The sequence below is a fragment of the Cryptosporangium arvum DSM 44712 genome (genome assembly GCF_000585375.1).
Lineage (GTDB): Bacteria > Actinomycetota > Actinomycetes > Mycobacteriales > Cryptosporangiaceae > Cryptosporangium > Cryptosporangium arvum.
The window spans coordinates 1,771,076-1,794,808 of record NZ_KK073874.1 but is presented as its reverse complement, the minus strand read 5'-3'; the positions used below and the strand labels follow the sequence as shown (position 1 = coordinate 1,794,808).

At 70.2% G+C, this 23,733-nt stretch carries 22 protein-coding genes, 1 tRNA gene and 2 pseudogenes; 8 read left to right on the top strand and 17 right to left on the bottom strand.

The window, feature by feature from the left end; all coding sequences use genetic code 11:
• Positions 1-62 precede the first annotated feature (62 nt).
• The 10 genes from CRYAR_RS08315 to CRYAR_RS45070 form a co-directional block, all read right to left on the bottom strand.
• Positions 63-1,055 (bottom strand): Gfo/Idh/MocA family protein, encoded by a 993-nt coding sequence (locus tag CRYAR_RS08315; RefSeq protein WP_035849574.1) that lies wholly within the window; start codon positions 1,053-1,055, stop codon positions 63-65.
• Positions 1,052-2,059: an ABC transporter permease gene (locus CRYAR_RS08310; protein WP_035849571.1), complete on the bottom strand. Its 1,008-nt coding sequence runs from the start codon at positions 2,057-2,059 to the stop codon at positions 1,052-1,054. Before CRYAR_RS08310 ends, CRYAR_RS08315 begins: the two co-directional genes overlap by 4 nt.
• Positions 2,056-3,036: an ABC transporter permease gene (locus CRYAR_RS08305; RefSeq protein ID WP_035849569.1), complete on the bottom strand. Its 981-nt coding sequence runs from the start codon at positions 3,034-3,036 to the stop codon at positions 2,056-2,058. Before CRYAR_RS08305 ends, CRYAR_RS08310 begins: the two co-directional genes overlap by 4 nt.
• Positions 3,029-4,567 carry a sugar ABC transporter ATP-binding protein gene (locus tag CRYAR_RS08300; protein ID WP_035849567.1) on the bottom strand — a complete coding sequence of 513 codons (1,539 nt, stop codon included), beginning with the start codon at positions 4,565-4,567 and terminating at the stop codon, positions 3,029-3,031. Before CRYAR_RS08300 ends, CRYAR_RS08305 begins: the two co-directional genes overlap by 8 nt.
• A gap of 3 nt (positions 4,568-4,570) precedes the next feature.
• On the bottom strand, positions 4,571-5,638 hold the full coding sequence (locus CRYAR_RS08295; RefSeq protein ID WP_035849566.1) for an ABC transporter substrate-binding protein: 1,068 nt from the start codon (positions 5,636-5,638) through the stop codon (positions 4,571-4,573).
• 63 nt (positions 5,639-5,701) lie between these two features.
• Complete coding sequence (locus tag CRYAR_RS47960) at positions 5,702-6,622, bottom strand: DeoR/GlpR family DNA-binding transcription regulator (protein ID WP_035849565.1); 921 nt, start codon at positions 6,620-6,622, stop codon at positions 5,702-5,704.
• A gap of 54 nt (positions 6,623-6,676) precedes the next feature.
• Positions 6,677-8,161, bottom strand: a complete 1,485-nt coding sequence (locus tag CRYAR_RS08285; RefSeq protein ID WP_051569925.1) for a rhamnulokinase — start codon at positions 8,159-8,161, stop codon at positions 6,677-6,679.
• 40 nt (positions 8,162-8,201) lie between these two features.
• Positions 8,202-8,654: a hypothetical protein gene (locus tag CRYAR_RS08280; protein WP_035849564.1), complete on the bottom strand. Its 453-nt coding sequence runs from the start codon at positions 8,652-8,654 to the stop codon at positions 8,202-8,204.
• A 65-nt stretch (positions 8,655-8,719) separates the two neighbouring features.
• Entirely contained in the window at positions 8,720-9,079 is a 360-nt protein-coding gene (locus CRYAR_RS08275) for a hypothetical protein (protein ID WP_051569924.1), read from the bottom strand.
• 88 nt (positions 9,080-9,167) lie between these two features.
• Positions 9,168-9,677 carry an MmyB family transcriptional regulator gene (locus CRYAR_RS45070; protein ID WP_169745168.1) on the bottom strand — a complete coding sequence of 170 codons (510 nt, stop codon included), beginning with the start codon at positions 9,675-9,677 and terminating at the stop codon, positions 9,168-9,170.
• Positions 9,678-9,819: 142 nt separating this feature from the next.
• On the opposite strand from CRYAR_RS45070, the pseudogene CRYAR_RS46895 reads away from it, so the two are divergent.
• The 6 genes and pseudogenes from CRYAR_RS46895 to CRYAR_RS45060 all read left to right on the top strand — a co-directional run.
• A pseudogene (locus CRYAR_RS46895) lies at positions 9,820-10,008 on the top strand (oxidoreductase); the annotation flags it as partial.
• A gap of 196 nt (positions 10,009-10,204) precedes the next feature.
• Complete coding sequence (locus CRYAR_RS08265; RefSeq protein WP_211247336.1) at positions 10,205-10,888, top strand: hypothetical protein; 684 nt, start codon at positions 10,205-10,207, stop codon at positions 10,886-10,888.
• Between the two features lie 199 nt (positions 10,889-11,087).
• Complete coding sequence (locus tag CRYAR_RS50105) at positions 11,088-11,210, top strand: hypothetical protein (protein ID WP_281174558.1); 123 nt, start codon at positions 11,088-11,090, stop codon at positions 11,208-11,210.
• Between the two features lie 295 nt (positions 11,211-11,505).
• A complete protein-coding gene (locus CRYAR_RS08260; RefSeq protein ID WP_157017500.1) occupies positions 11,506-11,919 on the top strand; it encodes a VOC family protein in 414 nt (137 codons plus the stop codon).
• A gap of 37 nt (positions 11,920-11,956) precedes the next feature.
• Positions 11,957-12,828 (top strand): IS5 family transposase gene (locus tag CRYAR_RS45065; RefSeq protein ID WP_169744990.1). Its coding sequence is split into 2 segments (ribosomal slippage): positions 11,957-12,343 and positions 12,346-12,828, totalling 870 coding nucleotides; the frame shifts between segments, so codons are not numbered across the junction.
• A 163-nt stretch (positions 12,829-12,991) separates the two neighbouring features.
• Positions 12,992-13,893, top strand: a protein-coding gene (locus tag CRYAR_RS45060) for an IS5 family transposase (RefSeq protein ID WP_425389363.1) whose coding sequence is annotated in 2 segments (ribosomal slippage) — positions 12,992-13,358 and positions 13,358-13,893 — 903 coding nt in all. Because the reading frame shifts where the segments join, the coding sequence is not laid out codon by codon here.
• Between the two features lie 15 nt (positions 13,894-13,908).
• On the opposite strand, the pseudogene CRYAR_RS48525 reads toward CRYAR_RS45060, so the two are convergent.
• The 5 genes and pseudogenes from CRYAR_RS48525 to CRYAR_RS08215 form a co-directional block, all read right to left on the bottom strand.
• Positions 13,909-14,642, bottom strand: a pseudogene (locus tag CRYAR_RS48525) (aminoglycoside phosphotransferase family protein).
• 482 nt (positions 14,643-15,124) lie between these two features.
• Positions 15,125-15,871 (bottom strand): hypothetical protein, encoded by a 747-nt coding sequence (locus tag CRYAR_RS08230; protein WP_063725679.1) that lies wholly within the window; start codon positions 15,869-15,871, stop codon positions 15,125-15,127.
• Between the two features lie 43 nt (positions 15,872-15,914).
• Positions 15,915-17,111, bottom strand: a complete 1,197-nt coding sequence (locus CRYAR_RS08225) for a Fic family protein (protein ID WP_035849557.1) — start codon at positions 17,109-17,111, stop codon at positions 15,915-15,917.
• A gap of 130 nt (positions 17,112-17,241) precedes the next feature.
• Complete coding sequence (locus CRYAR_RS08220) at positions 17,242-17,877, bottom strand: response regulator (protein ID WP_035849555.1); 636 nt, start codon at positions 17,875-17,877, stop codon at positions 17,242-17,244.
• Complete coding sequence (locus tag CRYAR_RS08215) at positions 17,874-18,962, bottom strand: sensor histidine kinase (protein ID WP_211247333.1); 1,089 nt, start codon at positions 18,960-18,962, stop codon at positions 17,874-17,876. The genes CRYAR_RS08220 and CRYAR_RS08215 overlap by 4 nt, the downstream gene beginning before the upstream one ends.
• 110 nt (positions 18,963-19,072) lie before the next feature.
• Between CRYAR_RS08215 and CRYAR_RS45055 the strand changes: the two genes are divergently transcribed.
• Together CRYAR_RS45055 and CRYAR_RS08205 are read left to right on the top strand one after the other, a co-directional pair.
• A complete protein-coding gene (locus tag CRYAR_RS45055) occupies positions 19,073-19,837 on the top strand; it encodes a hypothetical protein (RefSeq protein WP_051569923.1) in 765 nt (254 codons plus the stop codon).
• A 437-nt stretch (positions 19,838-20,274) separates the two neighbouring features.
• On the top strand, positions 20,275-22,044 hold the full coding sequence (locus CRYAR_RS08205; RefSeq protein WP_035849551.1) for an FAD-dependent oxidoreductase: 1,770 nt from the start codon (positions 20,275-20,277) through the stop codon (positions 22,042-22,044).
• A gap of 260 nt (positions 22,045-22,304) precedes the next feature.
• Here CRYAR_RS08205 and CRYAR_RS08200 read toward each other — a convergent pair.
• Positions 22,305-22,378, bottom strand: a tRNA-Ile gene (locus CRYAR_RS08200).
• Between the two features lie 102 nt (positions 22,379-22,480).
• Complete coding sequence (locus CRYAR_RS08195) at positions 22,481-23,632, bottom strand: hypothetical protein (RefSeq protein WP_035849549.1); 1,152 nt, start codon at positions 23,630-23,632, stop codon at positions 22,481-22,483.
• Positions 23,633-23,733: the final 101 nt, after the last annotated feature.

Here is a 23,733-nt window from a genome sequence, read left to right as displayed (position 1 = left end):
ACGGACCCAGCTTCTCGGCCCCCGCCGTCGACAGCAATGTCGTGCCTCCCGCCTTTCCTGCCTCAATCCCGGGGTGTGTCGACGCGGGTGCCGGTTTCGAACGAGTCGATGATGCGGTGGGCCAGCCGCAACGCGCGGCGGCCGGCGGTGGCCGGGACGGGCGGCGGCTCACCGGCCGCGAACGCGGGCAGCATCGCGTCGAGATGGCGGTCGAACGTCGCGTGGAAGTGGCGCTCCCGGTCGTTGAAGTACCCGGCCTGCCAGACGCTGCTGATCTCGTGCCCGGCCGGGGTGAACGTGTAGCGGCGGACGGTGTCCTCGACGACCACCCGGCCGTCGAGGCCGTTCAGCTCCAGCCGATGCGTGTCGGGATAGCTGTAGGACGAGTCGTACGTGCCCAGCAGCGACCCGACCGCGCCGTTCTCGAACCGCAGCGCGACGCTCAGCGTGGAGCAGCCCCGGTCCGTGACGTCGGTCATCTGCGCCATCACCGAGCTGATCGGACCGCAGAGATGTTCGAGCATGTCCAGCCCGTGGCACTGGGTCTCGATCAGGTTGGCGTGCCGGTGGGCGCTGGTGCCGGCCTCCCCGCCGAACCGCCAGGTGGCGAACGTCAGCCGGCCGAGCGCACCGGCGTCCACCGCCTCGCGGGCCAGTTGCACCGGCTTGGCGTACCGGTGGTTGAAGTTGATCGCGAAGAACAGCCCGCGGCCGGCCGCTTCGGCCAGCAGCTGGTCGGCCTGGTCGAGGTCGAAGACAAGCGGTTTCTCCACCAGCAGCGGGAAACCGGCGCGGATGATCCGCAGCGTCGGCTCGAAATGGCCCTCGTTCGGCAGGCACACCGCGACCAGATCCGGTTTCTCCCGGTCCAGCATGTCGTCCACGTCGACGTAACCGGGCACGCCGAACTCGGCGGCCCGTTCCTCGGTCCGCGGCCGGGTGCGGCCGACGACCGCGCACAACCGCACGTCGGTGCGGGTGGAGAACGCGATCGCGTGCTGACGTCCCCACCACGGTCCCGTCCCGACGACGGCGACACGCACCTGCTGGCTCATGTGACCTCCTCGTCCACCCGGCCGGCCCCGCGGCGGCTCAGGCCCGTCTGGATCAGGACGACGAGCAGCAGAAACACACCGCTGACGACCTGCTGGTAGTAGGAGCTGAGCGTGCCGACCTGGTTGATCAGGTTCTGGATCACCTTCAGCAGCAGCGCACCGGCAAGCGTGCCGGTGAGCGTGCCGATCCCTCCGCTGAGCAGCGTGCCGCCGATCACCACCGCGGCGATCGCCTCCAGCTCCCGCCCTTCGCCGATCGTCGGCAACCCGGACGACGTCTGCGCGGCGACCAGGATCCCGGCGAGCGCGGCCAGCAGGGCGCTGAGCACGTACACCGAGACCCGGATCCGGGCGACCGGCAACCCCATCAGCTCGGCCGACTCCGGTGACCCGCCGATCGCGTAGACGGCCTGTCCGAAGCGGGTCCGGTTCAGGACCACGAGTCCCACCGCGAACACCCCCACCGCGACGAGCACCGGCGTGCCGACGCCGAGCGTCCGGGCCTGGCCGACGCGGGTGAGGGTCAGGTCGGGCGGCATCAGGTAGACCTTGTTGCCCTCCTGCGAGGCGGCGAAGGCCAGCCCACGGGCGAACAGCAGGGTGGCCAGCGTGACGATGAACGGCGCGATCCGGGCCCGGCCGATCAGCACGCCGTTGAGCAGACCGATGAGCCCGCAGACCACGAGCGGCAGCACGAGCGCGGTGAGCGAACCCCACTGCGCACCGATGGCCGCCAGCACTCCGGCGAGCGCGAAGACCGATCCCACCGAGAGGTCGATCCCCCCGCTGATGACGACGAACGTCATGCCGATCGCGATCAGCACGAGGTACGAGCTGTCCAGGGCGACGTTCCGGATGTTCTGCGGCCCGGCGAACCCGTCGCCGAACGCGGTCGCGCCGATCACCAGCACCAGCACTAGGACGAGCGGCGCACCGGCGCGGCGCGCGATCGAGGCGAGCCCGGCGCCGGTGACGGGCGGGCGTCCGGTGCGGACCGTCGTCATGCGCCGCCCCGATCCCGCTGGACGTAGACGGCCACCACGATGATGCCGGCCTGGATCATCCGGGCCAGCGAGTCCGGCAGGTCGTGCTGGATCACGGTGGCGGCGATCAGCTGCATCAGCAACGCCCCCAGCAGCGTGCCGACCACCCGGATCCGGCCACCGGAGAGCGGCGTGCCCCCGACCACCACCGCGGTGATCGCGCTGAGCTCGATGAGCAGGCCGACGAACGACGGGTCGCTGGCCCCGAGCCGGGCGGTGTTCAGCACTCCGGCCAGCGCGGCGAGTGCGCCGCTGACGACGTAGACGGTCAGCAGCGTGCGCCGCACCGGAAGACCGGCCAGCCGGGCGGCGGCGCGGTTGCCGCCGATCGCGACCAGCCGCCGGCCGACCACCGACCAGCGGACGGTGACCACGACGAGCGTCGAGAGCACGGCGAGGATCACCAGCGTGACGGGGACGCCGAGCAGGCTGCCGTTGCCCAGCGTCTGGAGCGTGGGGTCGAAGATCTCGACCAGCCGGCCGTCCGCGAGCACCAGCGCCGCCGCCCGTCCCGCGACCAGCACGCCGAGCGTCGCGATGATCGGCTGGACTCCGCAGAACGCGACGAGAGTTCCGTTGAGCGCGCCGACCACGGCACCGGCCGCGAGACCGGCGGCGACCGCGAGCCACGGGCCGTAGCCCAGGTAGAGCGGGATGATCGCGGCCGTGATGGCCATGACCGAGCCCACCGACAGGTCGATGCCCTCGGTGGCGACCACCAGCGCCATCCCGAGCGCCACGATCGCGATCGGAACGACCTGCACCAACTGGAGCCGTAGGTTGCCGACGGTCGCGAAGTTGGGCGTGAACACGAGGTTGAAGACCAGCAGCACGCCGATCGCGAGGTAGACGCCATGATCGCGCACCCTGCGGAGCAGGCCGTTCCCGGGGCTCGGGGCCGGACGCGCGGAGAGGGTGAGCCCGGCCGACTCAGTCACTCGTCGCCTCCTCGCGGGCCGCGGCGGCGATCGTCGTCATGATGCGGTGCTCGCTTATCGCGTCGCCCGCGAGCGAGCCGACGACCGCGCCGTCGCGCAGCACGAACACCCGGGTGGCCCCTTCCACCAGCTCCTCCAATTCCGACGAGATGAGCACGACGCCGAGACCGGCGCCGGCCAGCTCGTCGATGAGCGCCTGGATCTCGGCCTTCGCGCCGACGTCGATCCCGCGCGTGGGTTCGTCGAGCAGCAGCACCTGCGGGCTCAGGCAGAGCATCCGGGCGAGCAGCACCTTCTGCTGGTTGCCGCCGGAGAGCTCCCGGACGGGCTGGTCCGGACCGGTCATCTTGATCCGCAGCCGCCGGACGAACGTGTCGACGAGCGCGTCGCACCGCCGGCGGGAGACGAAGCCGGCGCGAGCCAGCCGGGGCAGGGCGGCGAGCACCAGGTTGTCGCGCACGGACAGGTCGGGGACGATGCCTTCGACCTTGCGGTCCTCGCTGACCAGGCCGATGCCACCGGCGATCGCCCGGGCCGGTGACCAGCGTCGACCGGTCGGTTTCCCGCCGACCAGGATCGTGCCGCTGTCGACGGGTTCGGCGCCGAACATGGCCCGGACCGTCTCGCTCCGGCCGGACCCGAGCAGCCCGGCCAGACCGACCACTTCACCCGGTCGCACGTCGACGCTGACGTGCGACAAGGCGCCCCGGCGGGTCAGGTCGTCGGCCCGCAGCACGGCGACACCGTCGTCGCCCCGCCCGGCCCCGGCTCCGTCGCCGAAGCTGGTGAGGCCGTGCGCACGGACCTCGTCGGCCGGGCGGCCCAGCATCGTCGCCACGAGCCCGAGCCGGTCGATGTCGGCGACCTCGCCGTGGAAGACCCGCCGTCCGTCGCGCAGGACCGTCACGTCCTGGCAGAGCCGGAAGACCTCGTCGAGCTTGTGGGTGACGAACAGGACCGCGACGTCGTCGGCCCGGAGCAGGTCGATCACCTGGGCGAGGCGGTCGACCTCCCGGGGCTCGAGCGACGACGTGGGTTCGTCCATGATCACGACCCGCGCCCGGGTGGACACCGCGCGGGCGATCGCCACCATCTGCTGCACCCCGGTGCTGAACTCCCCCAGCGCCCGGCGGACGTCGACCGCCACCCCGTAGCGGCCCAGCACGGCCTGCGCCTCGCGGTGCATGGCCGGGAAGTCGATGAGCCGCAGCCGGTTGAGCGGCTCCCGGCCCAGGAACAGATTGCGGGCGACGCTCATCGCGGCGACCAGGTTGAGCTCCTGGTAGATCGTGCTGATGCCGGCGGCCTGGGCGTCCCGGGGCGCGGCGAACCCGACCTCTTCGCCCCGGTAGGTGATCCGGCCGCCGTCCGGCCGGTGGACTCCGGTCATGACCTTGATGAGCGTGGACTTGCCTGCCCCGTTCTCGCCGACCAGGGCGTGCACCCGGCCGGCCCGCAGGACGAGGTCGACCCGGTCGAGCGCCAGGACTCCGAGGAACCGCTTGCTTACCGCTTCCACGTGCAGCGTCATCGGTCAGTACGCGTTGGCGAGTTCCGCGGACGCGTTGTCCTTCGTGTATTCCTTGTCGACGATGATCGTCTTCGGCGGGACGCCCTTACCGCTGTAGAAGTCCTCGAGCGCCTGGAACGCCAGCGGCCCGAACCGGGGATTGGACTCGATCACGCCGGAGATCCAGCCGTCGACGATGCCCTGCACGGCGCCCTTGGTGCCGTCGATGGTGACGATCTTGACGTCGCCCGGCTTCTTTCCGGCCGCCTTGAGCGCGGCGATCGCGCCGAGGGCCATCTCGTCGTTCTCGGCGTAGATCGCGGCGAGCTTCGGGTTGGCCGAGATCAGCTGCTCGGTGACCGACCGGCCCTTCTCCCGGGTGAAGTCGGCGGTCTGTTCCGCGACCACGGTCAGCTTCGAGTTCTTCGCGGCGAGCTGGTCCTTGAAACCCTTGGTGCGGTCGACGGTGACGTTCACCCCGGAGGCGCCGAGGAGGATCGCGGTCTCCCCCCGGTCGTCGGTGGCGGCGATCAGCGCGTCGGCCGCCCGCTTGCCCTGCTCGACGAAGTCCGACCCGATCCAGCCGATGTAGTCGACGCAGGGCTGCTTGGTGGTGAGGAGCCGGTCGATCGTCATGATCGGGACCTTCGCGTCCTGCGCCGCTTTGAGCGCCGGGTCCAGGCCTTCGGAGTTCAGCGGCGAGATGATCAGCGCCTGCGCACCCTGAGCGACCATGCTCTGGATGTCGGCGATCTCCTTGTTCAGGTCCGACTGCGCGTTCGTGGTGATGAGCTTGATGCCGCGCTTGGCCGCTTCCGCCTTGATCGACTCGGTCTCGGTGATCCGGAAGGGATTGGCTTCCTTCTCGCTCTGCGCGAAACCGACGGTGATCGCCTTCAGGTCGCGTTTCGGGACGCCGCCGTTGTACTTGTCGGCGGTGCAGCCGTCGCCGCTGCCCGCGGTGGACCGCACCTGCTGGTCAGCGTCCTCGCCCGCCGACGCCGTGCTCGGCGTGGTCTTCGTGCACGCGCCGAGCGAGACGAGTAAGACCGCCGCTGCCGTCGTAGCGCCGAGCCGTCTGAACTGGACCATGAGGCGAGTTCCCTTCTGACTAGCTCCTTTTCGAAACTAGTCAGATCGTGTCGCTCCTCGCCATTACTTGTCAATAGATTCCACGAGCGGGACGACGACGACGTCCACTCCGGCGGCACGCAGGTCCTCCAGCGCCGCGGGGTCGGCACCGGGGGTGGTGACGAGCGTGTCGATCCGGTCGCTCGGGACGGTCTGGCACATCGTCTCCTGACCGATCTTGGTGTGGTCGGCCAGCACCACGACCTGCTTGCCGGCTGCGGCGAACGCGATGTCAGCCGCGGCCGCGAACACGTTCGGCGTGGTCAGGCCACGTTCGGCGGTGACGCCGTCGCCGGAGAGGAAGACCTGGGCGCCACGTAGACCCTGCAGGCCCTGCTCGGTCAGCGGGCCGACGAAGGCCTGGATCGAGCGGCGCAGCGTGCCCCCGACCATGACCAGCTCGACGTGCTCGTGCTCCAGCAGCACCGTGGTGACCGGGACGGAGTTGGTGACGACGGTCAGCGACCCGACGCCGGTGAGCCTGCGGGCCAGCTCGAGCGTCGAGCGACCCGGCCCGAGCAAAATCGCACTGCCGTCGGTGACCAGGTGGGACGCGTACCGGGCGATGGCGGAGCGCTCACCGGCTCGGCCGTCGTCGGCGAGGGTCGCGGCCGGCGCGGTACCGACCGCCGGGCGGGCGCTCTCTGAGCGGGCGTTCTCCGGGCTTTGGTTCTCTGAGCGGGCGCTCTGCGTGCGGGCGCTCTGCGTGCGGGCGTACTCCGGGCGGGTGCTCTCCGGGCGGGTGCTCTCCGGGGCCGGGTCGGTCTCCGCGCGGCCGACGCCGCCGCGGACCGCGTTGACCAGCCCTTCGGCCACCATCGCCTGCAGGTCGCGGCGGACGGTGGACTCGGAGATGCCCACCACCTCGGCGATCTCCCGGAACGACGCGTAGCCGCGGGCTCGCACGTGCGCCAGGATCCGGCTGCGCCGCTCGGCGATCAGCATCGGTCGTCCCGGTCCCGAGCGCTCGTCACGAGAGCCAGGATAGTGCAGAACATTTCAATTTGTTTCATCCCGCAGCGTCTCGGTGGCTAAACGCGTCACCACGTCTCGGAACCGAGCATAGGCGTCGTCCGCGCCCGTGGAATCGCCGGTCGGCTCGTACCGGCGCAGCGGGACCGAGGACCGGACGAGCGCGCGCGCCTCGGTCAGGTCGCTCAGCTTCCCGTCGGCCATGATCTGCACCAGCAGATTGCCGATGGCAGTGGCCTCGTACGGCCCGGCCACGACCGGCAGGCCGGTCAGCTCGGCGGTGAGCCGGCAGAGCACCGTGTTCGCGGCGCCACCGCCGACCAGGTGGACCGTCCGCACCGGCTGCCCGGAGATGGCCGACGCCCGCGTCAGCACCCAGTGGTACTTGCAGGCGAGGCTGTCGAGGATGCACCGGGTGACCTCGGCCGGCCCGGTCGGAACCGGCTGCCCGGTCAGCCGGCACAGGGCGGCGATCCGGCCCGGTACGTCGCCGGGAGAGAGCAGGCTCGGGTGGTCGGGGTCGATGAGGCTGCGGTACGGGGCCGATCCGGCGGCGAGTGCGGTGAGCTCGGGGTAGCCGAGGTCGCGACCTTCGCCCGCCCACACCCGCCGCGACTCCTGGAGCAGCCAGAGCCCGTTGACGTTGCTCAGGAACCGGAACCGGCCGCCGACGCCGAGTTCGTTCGTGAAGCCGGCCACCCGGGCGTCGGGCGTCGTGATCGGAGCCGTGGTCTCGACCCCGACGAGCGACCACGTGCCGCACGAGACGAACCCGACGTCGTCGCCGGTGCTCGGCATCGCCGCCACGGCGCACGCGGTGTCGTGACCGGCCACCGCCACCACCGCGAGCCGCTCCGGACGCGTACGCAGGTCCGCCAGCGCGGTCCCGGCGGGCACCACCTCGGCCCGGAACAGGTGTCGCGGCAGGCCGAGGTGGTCGATCACCCCGGCCGCCCACTCGCCCCGGCGGATGTCCCAGAGCTGAGTGGTGCTGGCGATCGTCTGCTCGGTGCGCCGAACGCCGCTGAGGCGCCCCGCGATCAGATCCGGGAGCATCAGGAGCCGGTCCGCGCGGTCCAGGACGCCGCTCCCACGCATCGCCAGCAGTTGGCAGGCGGTCGTGATCGGCAGGAACTGCGTGCCGGTGACGTCGTAGAGGGCCTGGGGCTCCACCGCCTTCTGCAGTTCCGCCACCATCGCGGCGGTCCGGGGCGTGCGGTGGTGCCAGGGCGCGGCCACCAGCCGGTCGTCCGCGTCGACCAGGCCGAAGTCGCTTCCCCAGCCGTCGATGCCGACGCTGCGGACGTCCTCGACCCGGTCCGCCGCCCGCCCGATGCCCCGCACCGTCTCCTCGTGCAGAGCCTTGAGGTCCCAGGTCAGGTCGTCGCCGTCCCGGACGGGCCGGTTGGCGAAACGGTGGATCTCCCGGACCTCGAGGCGCTCACCGTCGAAAGCCCCGGCGAGTACCCGCCCGCTCTCCGCGCCGAGGTCAACGGCAAGGTAGCCCGGCATGCGGACAGCGTACGGGTACCTCGGCCGAGGCCCTCGCGGATCAGTAATACGAGATGCTGATCGAGCTGATCTGGTTGTTGAACTCGCCGTTGGTCTGACGTTCCCCGTGCCACTGCTGGCCCGGGTCGAGCGTCATACCCAGGTTGCCGGACGTGCCGGAGCAGCCGGCGTGCCGCCACAGCACGACGTGCGGCCGCGGCGCCGACGAGGGGCGCTGGATGTTGAACCAGGCGAAGGACGCCTTGTCGTTGAACCCTTCGGCGCTGAAGTTCCGGCAGCTGCCGATCTGGTTCGGGTACTGCCGCCAGATCTGCCCGGTGACGTCGGTGTTGTCGGCCAGGCAGATCGTGCCCAGGTAGTTGTAACAGTCGGCGTAGGCGGCCGCGGCCGGCGACGCGGTGAACATGTTGCCGACGACCGCGATCAGCGCCGTGACGAACGCGGCGACGGCAGTCCGTTTGCTCCTTCTGGCCCCGCTCCATAAAGGATTCATGGCGCGCATCGTAAACGTTACGCAATGTTCAACGGAAGACTTCAGCCCGTAACAAATGACCGCGGTCAGACCCGCGAGAGCCGAACTCTCGCTTGCAGGCGCGTCACCTTGAGCACCACGATCACCTGCCGGTTCAGCTGCAGCCGGGAGCCGGCCGTGCCGCTGGCCATGAGCGACGTGTTCGCGGTGGTGACCGTGAACCGCACGACACCCCGCCCGACGACGACCCGGGCGGTGCCGGTGGAGGTGGGAAGCCGGTCACCGGTCCGGACGATGACCTCACACCGGCCGTCCTTGCAGGCCGCGAAGTTCCGCCCGTTGGCCGCGGTGAGAGGGGGCGGGGCGGCGGTGGCGGGATCCGGCCGGACGGCGCCGGCCGTCCAGAGCAGTAGGAAGGCGGTGAGGAGTACGGTCGCTCGTCGCATGCTTCCCCCATCGAACGTCGATGTCGATCGCCGTCGAGAATGGAATGCGATGGGTCTATACGAGACCTATACGGGGGCGAGAGCATCCCTACGACCGGTAGGCCACGGGGTGCGGGGCGTTCCAGCTGGCCAGCATCGTGATGGCGTCTTCGGTGGGGGTACCCGGCTCGGCGGGGTGAACCAGGAGCGTCTGGCCGGGGTCGAACACCAGCGGAGTGGTCTCGAAGGGCAGATCCAGGTCGCCGACGACGGAATGGTGGATGCGCCGGACGCCCGATGAGGGAACGCGGACGTCGTGCAGCGCCCACTGGTCGCGGAAGGCGGTGCTGGTCGCGGCCAGCTCCCGGACGAGGTCGGTGAGACGGTGATCGCGGGGGTTGCGGCCGGCCTCCGCGCGTAGCAGACCGGCGGTGTCCCGAGCGATCGTGCCAGAAGGTTCGCGATGCCGGGTCGGCGAAGACGAACCGGGCGACGTCGGCCGTCCCGCAGGTGTTGAGCACCATCGCGGGGATCGTGGTCGTCGAGTCCAGGATGCGGCGCAGCGGTGGGCGCAGTGCGGTGGTTTCCGGCACCGGGCGGCAGGGCCGAGTGCCCCCACCGGGTCGGACAACTGCCCATGACCTGGACGCTACTGCGCGGCTGGTCCCTGAGGGGGCTACTGGGAGTAGCCCCCTCGCAGAGTCTGGAACACCGGCCTGGGTCCGGGTTCGCTGGGGTTCGGGCGGCCAAATCGTCCGCGCGACCGCTTCCTCACGTCGCAGCCCGCGGTGGACCTGGTGATCGCCTCCGCCGAGATCATGGCCCCACCGCTGCGGCGCGTGGGCAACGGCTGGGAGTCACAGTTCGCGACGAACCACCTCGGGCATTTCGTCGTGATCAATCGGCTGTGGCCGGCTTTGCTGGCGGGCCGGCAGGCCCGCGTGGTCAGTTGATCGCAACGCTGTCGGCCAACCTGACCGGCGTCGACGCCGTCACCTGACGGCCCGGTCGCGCCGAGCAGTTCGCGGGCCACGACGCCCATCAGCGTCCGTGCGGCGCGCGGACTTGTTCGACGTGGCCATCGTCGCCGCTCCCCCGGCGCCCGTCGTGCGGGATTCCGCTGGCGGACGCAGGAAGGATGAGGTCATGAATCTGGCCTGGGCACCGGGAATGCGGCTCCTGTCCGACGCCGGTCCGGCGGCCTGGGTGGAGGAAGCGCTGGCGCCGTCGTCGACACGCTTCACGGTCGCCGGGATGGTGCCGCCGGTGTTCGCCGCATACGCCCGTGTGCTGCCGCCGACGTACGCCCCCGAGAACGACGGCCGCCACCGCTGGTCGGAGATCGCGACGGCCCGAGGTGTACCGCTCACCGCCGACACCCGGTTCGACGACCTCGTCGCGGGCTCCAATCGCTGGGGCCGTCCGTCCGACGGCGGATTGGACGCCCGGGAGACAGCCGTGCTGGCGAAGACGCTGTCGGCTTTCACGACCACCCCCGACCAGGCGTTCTTCTGCCTGTGGGACGGCTTGGGGCTGGATGAGACACAGGCACTGTGGGACCGCCCCACGCGGGTGCGGGCTCCCCACCGCGACTACCACCTGCTCGCCGGCCCGGTGGCCGCAGCGCCCGTGCTGCCCGAACCGCTCGATTTCCGGTGCGCGAACCTGTGGTGGCCCGCAGACCGGGCCTGGCTCGTCGCCACCGAGATCGACGGTTACCTCACCTACGTCGGTGGGAGCGAGGCGGCGATCACCGCCTTGATCGAGCACCCGGATCTCGACGCGGTGCGGGTGCTCGCATCGACGCGGCTCGATCCGAGCTACGGCTGACCGGAGTCCTCCCGCCGCCCCTCGCTCGGCCGCATCGTCAACGCCGGCGACAGAGCATGGGCGGCGGCAGGAGCGAGTGTTGCGAACCGAACGTTCCTGGAGTCGGGCCGGCGATCGAGCGGGTCGTCGCTTCGCGGGAACCTGGTTCCAGGACGGGGACACACCCCGCGAACGACACTCACACCGGAGGCTGGACGACATGAGCGACTGCTACGACTACAACCAGTGCAACGACTGGGACTACAACGAGTGCAAGCCGCGCCGTCGTCGCCACCACAAGAAGCGGTACAACGACTGCTGGGACTACAACCCCTGCAGCTGAACCACAGCACAGCCGAGGGCCGGGAAGCACACGCTTCCCGGCCCTCGGCGCGTCCGCACGGGTTGGATCAGGCCGCCGATCCGACGCGGACAGCGGCAGAGGAGTGACCGCGGCCGGTCGTTGGTCGTCGTGGAGTTCCAACCCGGCCGTGCTCCACCAGCGGATCGACGCCCTCGTTGGAGCACCAGGAGGCGAACGGTCAGCCGTCACCACGCCGATCGAACCGTCGGCCTGTGTCCTCCGATACGGCGTCCGTTCGTCGGTGGCGTAGAAACGTCTCACCTAGGAGAACTTCATGACCATCACGCCCGTCACCATCTGCCTTCCGATCGCGGACCGCCGGACGTCGTTCCGGTTCTACCGCGACGGCTTGGCCTTCGAGCCCGTGGGCGAGGTCGCCGACGACGGCGTGCCGGAGCCCCTGCAGTTCGCCCTCAACGAGGGCGTGCGCCTGATGCTGATTCCCACTGGTGGGTTCGGCTGGGTCATCGGAGACCGGAACGTCGCTAGCCGAGGCATCAGCGAATGCGTGCTCGATCTGCCCGCAGAGACCGATGGTGCCGTGGACGCGTTTCTCGAGCGCGCCCACCGGGCCGGAGCCGAGATCGTTTCCGGCGCGGGCCGCCAGCCATGGGGATACGGGGGAACCTTCGCCGACCCGGACGGACACCTGTGGATGGTCACGTCACAGGAGAAGCACGCCGGCTAGGGCGTGTTTGAAAAGCGCTTCGTTCGTTGGGTGATGCGTGGCTCGTGGTGATCTGACGAATGCGGAGTGGGAAGTCTTGTCGGCGGTGTTGCCGTCGGCTAAGCCGGGTGGTCGGCCGCCGCGTTCGCGGCGGCAGGTCATTGATGGGATCCGGTGGCGGGTGAGGACCGGGGCGCCGTGGCGGGACCTGCCCGAACGGTATGGGCCGTGGGAGACCGCGTATGCGCTGTTCCGGGACTGGCAGCGGGACGGGACCTGGGCGCGCATCGTGTCCGATCTGCAGTCCCGCGCCCAGGCCCGGGGGCTGATCACCTGGGACGTGTCCGTCGACTCCACCGTGGTCCGGGCTCACCAGCACGCCGCGGGCGCCCGTAAAAGGGGGTCGATCAGAAACAACCGCCGGGAGGGTGCACCGCAGAGCCCAACGACCATGGTCTGGGACGGTCACGCGGCGGGTTGAGCACCAAGATCCATCTCGCGGCCGAGGGCGGACAGCGTCCGCTGTCGCTGCTGGTCACCGCCGGGCAGGCCGGAGACGCGCCGCAGTTCCAGCCGGTGATCGACGCGATCGGTGTCCCCGGTCGAGTCGGCAGGCCCAGGACACGGCCGGCGCGGGTCCTAGCCGATAAGGCCTACGGATCCCGCGCCAACCGCGTCTACCTGCGCCGACGCGGAATCCGCGCCACCATCCCCGAACCAGCCGACCGGTTGGCCCACCGCCGACGTCGCGGCAGCGCCGGCGGCCGCCCACCGACGTTCAACGCCGAGACCTACAAGCAGCGCCACGCGGTCGAGTGCGGGATCAACCGCCTCAAGCGCTACCGGGCGGTCGCGACTCGCTACGACAAACTCGCCGTCCGCTTTCTCACGACGCTGCACATCGCCGCGATCAACGAATGGCTACGGTGACCAGCTTTTCAAACAGGCCCTAGGCGCTGGCCTCCGAGCACCGAACCGTTCGCGGAGAAGGTGGGGCCGGAGATCGGACCGTCGACCGACGTGACGCAGTCGGGCAGCACCGGCACCTAGGGCCTGTCCTGTGAATCGGTGACCGGCCTGGTTGGATGCTCGGGTGGTTCGTCGGGACGAGGTCACTGAGGCGGCGTGGGAACGGATTGCGCCGTTGTTGCCGGTCAGCGCGGGTAGGGGTGGGCGGTGGAAAGACCACCGGCAGGTGCTCAACGCGATCGTGTGGAAGCTGCGCACGGGCGCGCCGTGGCGCGACATCCCGGACAGATACGGCTCGTGGAAGACCGCGCATGAACGTCTGCGGCGCTGGAGCGCGGACGGCACCTGGGATCGGATCCTGGAACACGTGCAGGTCCACGACGACGCGGTCGGGGAGATCGAGTGGACCTTCCACGTCGATTCCAGCGTCGTTCGTGCACATCAGCACGCCGCCGGAGCCCGCAGGCCCCAGGCGGCGACAAAAGGGGCTGCCTCGATCAGCGCGGCGCCGCGCGTGCGGGCGTCGCGGTCGCTGCGGTCGATGAAGCGATCGGGCGGTCCCGGGGCGGGCTGAGCAGCAAGATCCACCTCGCGGTTGATGGGCGGGGACGGCCGATGGCCGTCCGGCTGACCGCCGGGCAGGCCGGCGACAACCCGCAGTTGCTGCCGTTGCTGGATGAGATTTCGGTGCATCGGCCGGGGCCCGGCCGGCCGCGCAAGCGCCCGGACCGAGTCGTGGCTGACAAGGCCTACTCTCATCCCTCAACCCGCGCCGCGCTGCGGCGTCGCAAGATCGCGGTGACCATCCCCGAGCGGCGCGATCAGGTCGCCCGGCGCGCTGCGAAAGGCTCGGCCGGAGGCCGGCCGCCTGCCTTCGACCCAGTCATCTACCGGCAGCGCAACCTCGTCGAACGCTGCTTCAACCGGCTCAAACAGTTCCGCGCGATCGCCACCCGGTATGCCAAACGCGCCGTCCTCTACCGCGCGCTACTCACCCTCGCCGCGACCCTGATCTGGCTGACGTGATTCACAGGACAAGCCCTAGTCGGTCGCGGCGTCGGCGAGGACCTCGCTGATCACGTACCGCGCCTGTGCGGCCAAGGGCTTGTTCGTCTCGTGGTAGTACGGCAGCTGCAGGCAGGCCTGCGAGAGCGACCACGCGCGGCTCCGTAGCCAGGTGGCGTCGTCGATGTCGAGCTGGTCCCGGAAGGCCGGGCGGAGCCGGGCGGGCAGCAAATTCCAGGCGAGGCCGAGATCGACGGCCGGGTCACCGCGGCTGACACCGGAGAAGTCGATCAGGCCGACCAGTCGCCCGTCCCGCACCAGCAGGTTGCCGGGGGCAGTGTCGCTGTGGATCCAGGTCCCCGGAGGTTCACAGGGCTCCAGGGTGAAGGCCGCGTCCCAGACCGCGGTGACCGCGGCGGTGTCGACCATGCCCGCCATCTCGGAGATCGACGTTCGGGTCACCTCGTCCCGCGCCTCAAAATTGAAGCCGCGCTGATTGACCGGGCCACCGGGTACGTCGAGGGCATGGATGGCATTGAGGCAGTCGGCGATATCGCGCACGAGCGGCTCGGTGAGGTCTTGGCGGTCGGGTTCGCGCCGTCGAGCCAGGTGTAGACGGACCAGCGCCAGGGATAGCCGTGCGCCGGCTCGCCCATGCCCAGCACCGTTGGCGTCTCCACCGGCAGAAGCGGGCCGATCACCGGTAGCCACGCCTGTTCGTGGTCGACCGAGCCCGCGGCCCAGTCGATCCGGGGCAGGCGCACGACCATCGTGTCACCGAGCCTGAACATGGCATTGTCGGTGCCGGCTGATGACGCGTGCCGCACCGGAAGGTTCGCCCACTGGGGAAACTGCGCTGCGACCAGCCGCTCGACCAGGGCCTGGTCGATCGACAATTCGTGTTCGTGCATCCTCGTGGTCAACGGCAATTCCTCTGACTCGGCCGGACAGCGACCCTACATTTCCGCTCGACGAGGTCACCAGCCGATTTCGGCACCGCAGCAGTCGCTCCGGATCCACGGGCGAGCCGCTCTGCTCGTGGGGCACCGGTCGAGTTGCGGCTGCTGACGATGCGCCGACTGGAGCGCGGCACTTCCGGGGCCCAGCACGCCCTCGACGTCCGGCCCACCCAGCGGAACTTCGAGTAGACGCCCGCCCCTCACCCGCCGGAGTCCGTCCACCTCCAGGCAGTACCAACGCCACGCCGTAGCGGCAACGCAAGGGCCGCACCGAGCCGGGAGGCCGCCGACGGTCAGACACAGTCCCAGCAGAACCGGCCCTCCCGCCGATCGGGGTCGAGGAAGGCGTATCCAGTCCCTCCCCCGAAGTTGAGCGCGAACGCGTCATCGCCCCATCCCTCGGCGCCGTCCAACTGGAAGAAGAACCGCCACGAGGCATCGAGCGCGGGAGGCGTCCACGGCTGCCAGAACAGAGGCTCACCGCCGACATAGTTGCGGCATCCCAGCTCCGGGAGATCGGCGTCTTCCTCTATCGGCGTACCGTTCAGCGCCGCGTCACGGTGGACGACCTGCCGTTCGAATGTCGCAATCGCCGCCTCGTCCGGAGCCTTCAGGTCGAGACGTAACTCCACCGGGTGCCGTTCGAACCAGTCTGCGCCCCGCCGCCACAACGTCGGACCCGTACGTCGAACCTGGCCGCTCACGAACGGCGGCACACGCCCACCCGGCTGGATCAGGAACGCGTTCTCGCCGCCTTCCAGATCAAAAGTGCCGTCCTCATCGCTGAGGAACAGGTACGCCATCGCGATACCCGATCCAGGCAACGGAAACTGGCCGATGAACGTCATCGGTTCCCCGGAACTCCGCGACACCGGCCAGAACGGCTCGTCAACCCAGAATGGCTGCCCACCGAGCTTCGCCACCGGCCCGTCAATCGGAGCAGCGCTCGGTTCCCACGACATCTCACGCCGAGGCGTCAGCCAGCGATCGAACGGCCCGGCCACCGACGCCAACAGTTCGACACGCTCCAACCAAGCCACCGCACACCTCTCCGACGACGAACTCCGCTCCGCTGCGTACGGGTCAGCCCCAGGCACGGGCGATCCGGGCCCCGAGTTCGTCGAGCTCCTCGAGGATCAGCGTTGCCCCCCAGATCTGGTCACGTTTCCGATTGGTCAGCGGACGGAGCACCCCAGCCGTGTCCAGACGCTCGATCGCGGCATAGACGCTGCTGAGCGGCGCACCGGTGGCCACCGCGACGTCGTCGGCCGTGACCACCGGCCGCGCCGGCAGGATCGCCAACAGCTTCGCCGCCGCGCTTCCCGCCCGTACCCGTCCCACGGCGTCGGCCCACTCCAGTGGAATCTCCGTCAGTCGCTGAGCCGTCGTTCGCGACTCGGCCGCCGCGATCCGTGAAGCCAGCGCGAAGTCCCGGACGATCGGCTCCACGTCCCCGTCCCGGTAGGCGCCGAGGTGGTCGAAGTATCGTTCCCGCCGAGCCACCAGCGCCGACGCCAAGGGCACGACCACCCGCGTGGTGGCTCGACGCCGACGCAGGATGGCGTTGATCAGCGCCCGGCCGATGCGCCCGTTGCCGTCGGTGAATGGATGGATCGACTCGAACTGGGCGTGGGAGATCGCTGCCTGGGCGAGCGTCGGCAGGTCATCGCGGTTGGCGAACCGCAGCAGGTCATCGACGTACGACTCGACGAGATCCGGCGGCGGGGGCACGAAGAGCGCGTTCCGCGGCGAATGATCGCTGCCGCCGATCCAGTTCTGCATGTCGCGCCAGCGCCCGGCGTAGTCGCGTTCGGCCGGATCGTCGGCCAACAACGCGGCGTGGGCGGCCAACAACGAATCGGCGTCGATCCGCTTCCGTCCGTCGGTTTCGGTCAGTAGTGCTCCGAGCGCCGAAGTGGCCGCGACCATTGACGTCGCCGAGGCGTTGGCCCGGCTTCCGTGCAGCGCCCGTGCGTAGTCGTCCAGGCTCGCCTCGACCGACTCGATCTTCGAGGACGCGACGGACTCGGTGCGTAGCAGCAGCACTCCCAATGCCCCGAGGTCCTCACCGTGGGCCTGGTCGAGCGCGGCGATTTCGCGCAGCGCGTCCTCACCCTGGGCGATCGCCGAAGCGGGCAGCGCGTTCACCACCGGCAGGCCGGCGATGTCCGGCGGAAGGGAGACCGTGACTTCGGACAGGATTCGATCGGCCTTGGGTCCGCCACGCTGGGATTGCCGCCACGGGCGTACCTCGCGCCGGTGCGGTGGCCAGGTTGTCACGGCACCTCCTACTCGGAATAAGGGTATCACTATTCCGAGTTATCCTGCTAACTCGGAATAGTGACGGAGTAGTTCCGAGTCGGGCAGGAAGTGCTCCGGAAAGGTGCAGCGCAACTCGCAGGACAGGCCCCTAGTCGACCAGCCCGGCGTGGTGCGCGAGGATCGCGGCCTGCACGCGGTTCGTGAGCCCCAGCTTCGTGAGGATGCGGCTGACGTGCGTCTTCACGGTCGCTTCGCTCAGGTGCAGCTGCCGCGCGACGTCTGCGTTCGCCAGTCCCGTCGCGAGCGTCGCCAGCACCTCGCGTTCCTTGCCGGTGAGCGGCGCCAGTCTGGCGAGTGCCCGGTCCTGCGGCGACGGCCGGGCGAACGTCGAGAGCATGCGGCGCGTGACCCGCGGGGAGAGCGCGGCGTCCCCCGCGGCCACGGCGCGCACCGCGGTCGTCATCTCGTCGGCCGAGGCGTCCTTGAGCAGGAAGCCGACGGCGCCGTCACGCAGCGCGGTGCGCACGTACTCGTCGAGGTCGAACGTCGTGAGCACGATGACCTTCGGCCCGCCGCGCAGCTGCCGCACCGCGGTGAGCCCGTCGACACCGGGCATCCGGATGTCGACCAGCGCCACGTCCGGACGATGGCGTCGGGCCTGCACGACCGCCTCCGCACCGTCGGCCGCCTCGGCCACGACCGTGAGATCCTCCGCCGACTCCAGGATCGTGCGCAGCATCGCGCGCACCATCCACTCGTCGTCGACGAGCAGCACCCCGATCATGCGTCGACCGGAAGCAGCGCCGTCACCCGGAATCCACCGGCGCTGGGCCCGGCATGGAACCACCCGCCGCTGATCCGGACACGCTCCCGCAGGCCGAGCAGACCATTCCCTCCGGGCAGCGGCTCCGGGTGCCTCGCTGCCGGGCCGTTCATCACGACGACGCCCAGCACGTCGCCGTGCGCGATCAGCACCTCGGCCGCTGCTCCCGGCGCGTGCTTGCGGACGTTCGTCAGCGCCTCCTGCACGACGCGGTACGCGGTCTGCTCGACCAGCACCGACAACGATCCGGGCTCCCCGGTCACCCGGTACCGAACCCCGGCTTCCCGCGCCAGCTCCTCCACGTCCGCGAGCCGGGGCTGCGGCGCCCGCGGCGCTTCCTCGTCGTCGTGCAGCACGACGACCAGCGTCCGCAGCTCCTCGAGCGCCTCCCGTCCGATGAGGCGGATCCGTTCCACCAGCCGGTCCTTCTCCGGTTCGCCGGCCACCGCCGCCGCGGTCGCGTGCAGCACCATCAAGCTCACCCGATGAGTGACGACGTCGTGCATGTCGTGCGCGATCCTGGCTCGCTCGTCCGCCCGGGCACGAGCCTCGACCAGCCGTTGCTCGTGCTCCGCCCGCTCCGCGCGGTGCCGCAGCCCGGCGAGCACGGCGCGGCGGCTCGCCAGCCACAGCCCCAGTACCGCGGGCGCCACGCACACCGCGACGCTCAGCGGCAGGACGGCGTCGAGACCCTGACGGCGGAACGGGACGGCGACCGCGACCGTCACCACCGCCGTGGCGGCCACCACGACACGACGCGAGCGCTCGTGCGCCCCGAGCGTGTACTGCGCGAGGACGACGACCGGGTACGCGGCGGCGAGCACCCAGCCCACCAGCGCGACGGCAGCCAGCACGAGCGGGTATCGGCGGCGCACCAGTGCGGCCGCTCCGACGCCCAGGGCGACGAGCACCGGCGGCACCGCGTCGATGCCGTATGGCGAGCCGCCGAACAGCGTCGAGTCCGTCGCCGGCACCAGCGTCACCGCACAGATCAACGCCAGCAGGGCATCCACCATGGAGGCCCGGTGCCGTCGGAACGCCTCCATGAACGTGGAGTCTAGGAACCCGGCTGAGCGTGGACATCACTCGAAAGATGTAGGGTCCGCCCTCGTTCGCCGGACGACCCCGCGCCGTGCCGTTCGTAGCGTCAGCCGGCGTGACCATCACCCGGGCGCTGTCGATCGCCTACCTCGTTTATGCGGCCGCGGCCGCCGCCTGGCTCTGGCGGCTCGGCCACGGCTTGGCCTCCGTGGGGGCGGTCTGCGCGCTGCTCGCCGCCGCGGCACCGCTGTTCCGGCGCAGGCGCGTGCTGCTGGGCGTCCACGCGGTGATGATCCCGGCGCAGTTCGTGTTCAGCGTGCCGTCGAACGTGCCGCTGCTGGGGCTGATGCTGTCGGTCGCGATCGTGGTCGCGCTTCGGCCGCGACCCGGACGGCTGAGCCCGCGGACGCGGAAGGTCGCGCTGACCGTGCACGTGGGACTGTCGGTTGGCTGGCTGGGCCTGGCGATGGCGATGACCGTGCTCGCCGTCGTCGGGCTGACCACCTCGGACGACGTCCTGCGCCACGACGTCTACCGCATCATGCACCTGTTCGACCTGGTGATCGTGATCCCGGTGGTGGTGCTCACGATCCTGAGCGGGTTGGTCGTCTCGCTGTTCACCCGCTGGGGATTGTTCCGACACTGGTGGGTGCTGATCAAATTCGTGCTCGCGCTCGCGGTGCCGATGGTGGCCGGGGTGCAACACCTGTGGATCGCCGAGCTGATCGACCGCACCGCCGCCGATCCGACCGCGGTCGGCGTCCGCCTGCTGGTCTGCTTCGCGCTGTACGACGTCGTCCTCTGGACCGCGACCGCGCTGTCGGTGTTCAAACCGGGCCGGACCACCCCGTGGACCCAATTGACGGCCCGCGCACGATGAGAGGCGGACTCCGGCGCAGAGACCCTTATCAACGTCCCGCGCGCTCATCGGCTCGCCGAAATGCGCCAGTCGACTCCAGCGCACTGCGGACGCTCGCTGTCTCCGTCCAGGCTCTCGGCGGCAGGCTCAAAATCGTCGCCGGTTTCGGCGGGGAACGCCTGGACCCCCACGTATTGCCTGGTGGTGGGGCGGGTGGGGCTCGAACCCACGACCAAGGGATATGAGCGCCACGGGTGTAGCGCTGCGCGGACCAGCGAAGACGCAGGCCTGCGCGCATCGCAGCTGATGGCGCCGCGAGCCGCCCGACCGCGTAACGCCGCCGCTCAGCTATTGACATCGGCACAGGCCCGGGCGAACGATGGCGGACAGATGTCCGCAGAGCGGTCGGCCTGCGGACGGGTCCCTCAAGGATCCCTTCGACGCCGAAGGCGGAGCACATGGATTCGGTAGTCCCCACGGTCGACACCGAGGTGTTGGTAATCGGATCCGGTCCGGCCGGCGCCGCGGCGGCGCTCTTCCTGGCCACCTATGGCACTCGCGTCACGATCCTGACGAAGTACGGGCGGCTCTCCGAGACCCCGCGGGCGCACATCACCAATCAGCGGACCATGGAGACCCTGCGGGACATGGGGCTGGAAGAGCGCCTGATGCGTGAGGCGACACCGTGGGAGCTCATGGGTAACACCACGTTCTGCACCAGCCTCGTCGGTGCCGAACTCGGCCGGGTCTCGTCGTGGGGTACCGACATCCGCCGCCATGCCGACTACCAGCTGGCTAGTCCCTGCACGATGGTCGACGCCCCGCAAACCATCACCGAGCCGATCCTCGTGCAGGCGGCGCAGGCCCGGGGCGCGCGCGTGCGGTTCGACACGGAGTATCTCTCCCACGTCCAAGACGCCGACGGCGTCACCACTCGGGTGCGCGATCGGCTGACCGGCGCGGAGTACGACGTCAGGTCGCTCTATCTCGTCGGGGCCGACGGGGCCCGCAGCAAGGTCGCCGCCGACGCCGGCCTGCCCTTCGAGGGCCCCGGGGCGGTGGCCGGGGCGCTCAACATCATCATCGAGGCAGACCTGACCCGCTTCGTGGCCCACCGCCCGTCGGTGCTGTATTGGATGCTTCAGCCCGGGGCGGAGAAAGAAGGCGTCGGGCTCGGCGTCCTGCGAATGATCAAGCCCTGGTCCGAGTGGATGCTCATGTGGGGTTACGAGGTCGCGGCCGGGCCGCCGGACCTCACCGACGACTTCATCCGCCAGTTGGCCGTGCAGCTCGTCGGCACCGATGACTTCGAGATGCGGATCAAGTCGAGCTCGCCATGGACGGTCAACCACCAGTTCGCCAGCAGGCTGGCCAACGGACGTGTGTTCTGCGTCGGGGACGCCGTGCACCGACACCCGCCGACCAACGGCCTGGGTTCCAACACGTCCATCCAGGACTCGTACAACCTCGCCTGGAAGCTGCACCACGTCGTCCGTGGGCTGGCCCGGCCATCGCTGCTGGACTCCTACGACGCCGAGCGGGCACCGATCGCTAGGCAGATCGTCGAGCGGGCCAACCAGAGCATCGCCGACACCGGCCGGATCATCGAGGCGCTCGACGTGGACGACACCAGCAACGTGGAACGGCTCGAGCGCCAGCTCGCACTGCGAGAGGCGCCGGGGCCGGACGGGGAAAAGATCCGGACGGCGTTACGGGAAGCGATCGCCTACAAGTCGTTCGAGTTCAACGCCCATGGCGTCGAACACAACCAGCGCTACGCGTCGGACGCCGTCATCCCGGACGGCACGCCCATGCCGGCCTACGAGCGCGACTCCGAGTTGTATGCGCAGCCGACCACGTGGCCCGGGGCCAAACTCCCACACACCTGGGTGACCCGCGCCGGGCATCGGATCTCGACCCTGGACCTGGCAGGCAGCGGCCAGTTCACCGTCTTGACCGGGATCGGCGGTCAGGCCTGGGTGGACGCGGCCGCGGCGCTGTCGGCGAGCCTCGGCGTGGCGATCCGGACCGTGGTGGTCGGCCCGGCCCAGGAGATCGAGGACCCGTACGGCACGTGGGCGGACCTGCGCGAGATCCACGACGGCGGGGTACTCCTGGTCCGCCCCGACCTGTACATCGCGGCCCGGCACGTCGAGGCTCCGGAGAACCCGCAGGCGGCTACCACGTTCCTGGCCGACGCCCTGGAGCGTGTACTGGGAACGCGTTAGGCCCGGTGCCGTCGAGGACGGCGGATATGAGGGTCTCGATGTAGGTACGGGCCGGGGCGCGACGCCAGGGGGAACATCCCACCGGTCGTCCCCGGCTCGGCATCGAGAAGCGTGCAGGCGGAGGTCGTGAGCGCATGAGCGTGCGCCAGGAACGCGTCTCGGCCATCGAACGCACCAAGGTCGACAGACTTGCTGGCTAGCCCAGCAAGCCCCGGTCGTGGCGCGCCAGACCTGGAGGCAATATTTCGCATTGCCCGAAGTGGGGCGGGTGGGGCTCGAACCCACGACCAAAGGATTATGAGTCCTCTGCTCTAACCAGCTGAGCTACCGCCCCTCGCCAGCGCAGACTAGCGTCCGGCGGTGGGCGGTGCGGTGCCGCCCCGACGGACTGTCGCGCGTCCGACAGCGGTCTTGCGTGTCCGGTGTCGGCGTGTCGTTACTTCGGCTTGCGGGTCCGGTCCGGGTCGGGGTCGTCGGTGCCGGAGGTGCGCCTCGGGGGACGCTTGGCCGGGCCGCTCGGCGGGGGCGACGACGACTCCCCGGGGGGAGGCTCCGGCGCGGCCGGGGCTGCGAGCGGTGGCACGGCGATGGTTCCGGTCGGGGTCGGATCGGCGGTGGTGACGGCCGAGGTTTCGGCGCGGACGTCGTCCAGTGCGTCCGCCACCCGGGAGCGGCCGGTGGCCGGGGAGCGCGGTGCCGGGGTCGAACGGCTCGAACGGCCGAACCGGCGACGGGGCTCCGGCTCCCGCTCCGCGTCCGAATCCAAGACCGAGTCCGACACCGAGCCCGCGGCCGACGCCGCACCCACGGCGGGCGCCGAACCCACGGCAGGCGCCGGGGACGAACCCGCACCCGTACCGGCCCCGTCGACCGGACGCGAACCGCCGACCGGCGGGGCGAACGCCGTCCTCGTCAGATCGGTCGGGCGGGTGTCGAACGAGCGGTACCCCAGCACGCCCCGCACCGAGATCGCCACGAAGAACGATCCCTTCCCCACCTTCCGCAGCGCCGAAGGGTACTTCGCCAGGTAGTACCCGGCCGATGCTGTCGCCACGGCCGAGTGCCCCCACGCGATCAGCGCGGTGCCCGGCAGCCCGGTCTCGCGTGGCGACAGGCGGACGATGAACGCGAACGTCTCGTCGTCGGAGCGGGTGAACACCCGGTCACCGCAGCGGTACGACAGCTGGCCGGTGACCGGGTCGGTGATGATCTCGAAGCCGGGGCAGTACGCCTTGAGGAACGTCGAGGTCACCTGGTTGCCCGAGGGGCCGCCGATCGCCACCACGTCGAGCGGGGAGTTCTCGGCGGACTCACCACTGCGCGTGACGACCGGCACGGTGCCGACGCGGTTGCACGCCTCGAGCACGTGCGCCAGACCGATCGCGTCGTACGTGGTCAGCAGACCCGCCGGGTGGGCGTTCTCGGCCCACGGGTAGACGGGGGTGATCACCGAGACGGTGTCGGTCCCGACCAGCCAACGTAACGCCCGCTGCCGGTAGCGCCTGCGTAACCACAGGTAGATCTCCACCAGCAGCACCGCGAGCACGCTGGAGATGATCCCCGCGATGAGCTCCTCGGCAATCGCCATGCCCCCAGACTAGGCCGTGCCCTGCGAATCCGTGCTCGGCTGCGGCTCCGCTCAGCCGCCGTCAGGCCGCGTTGTCGGAACATCCGGATACAACAACGGTA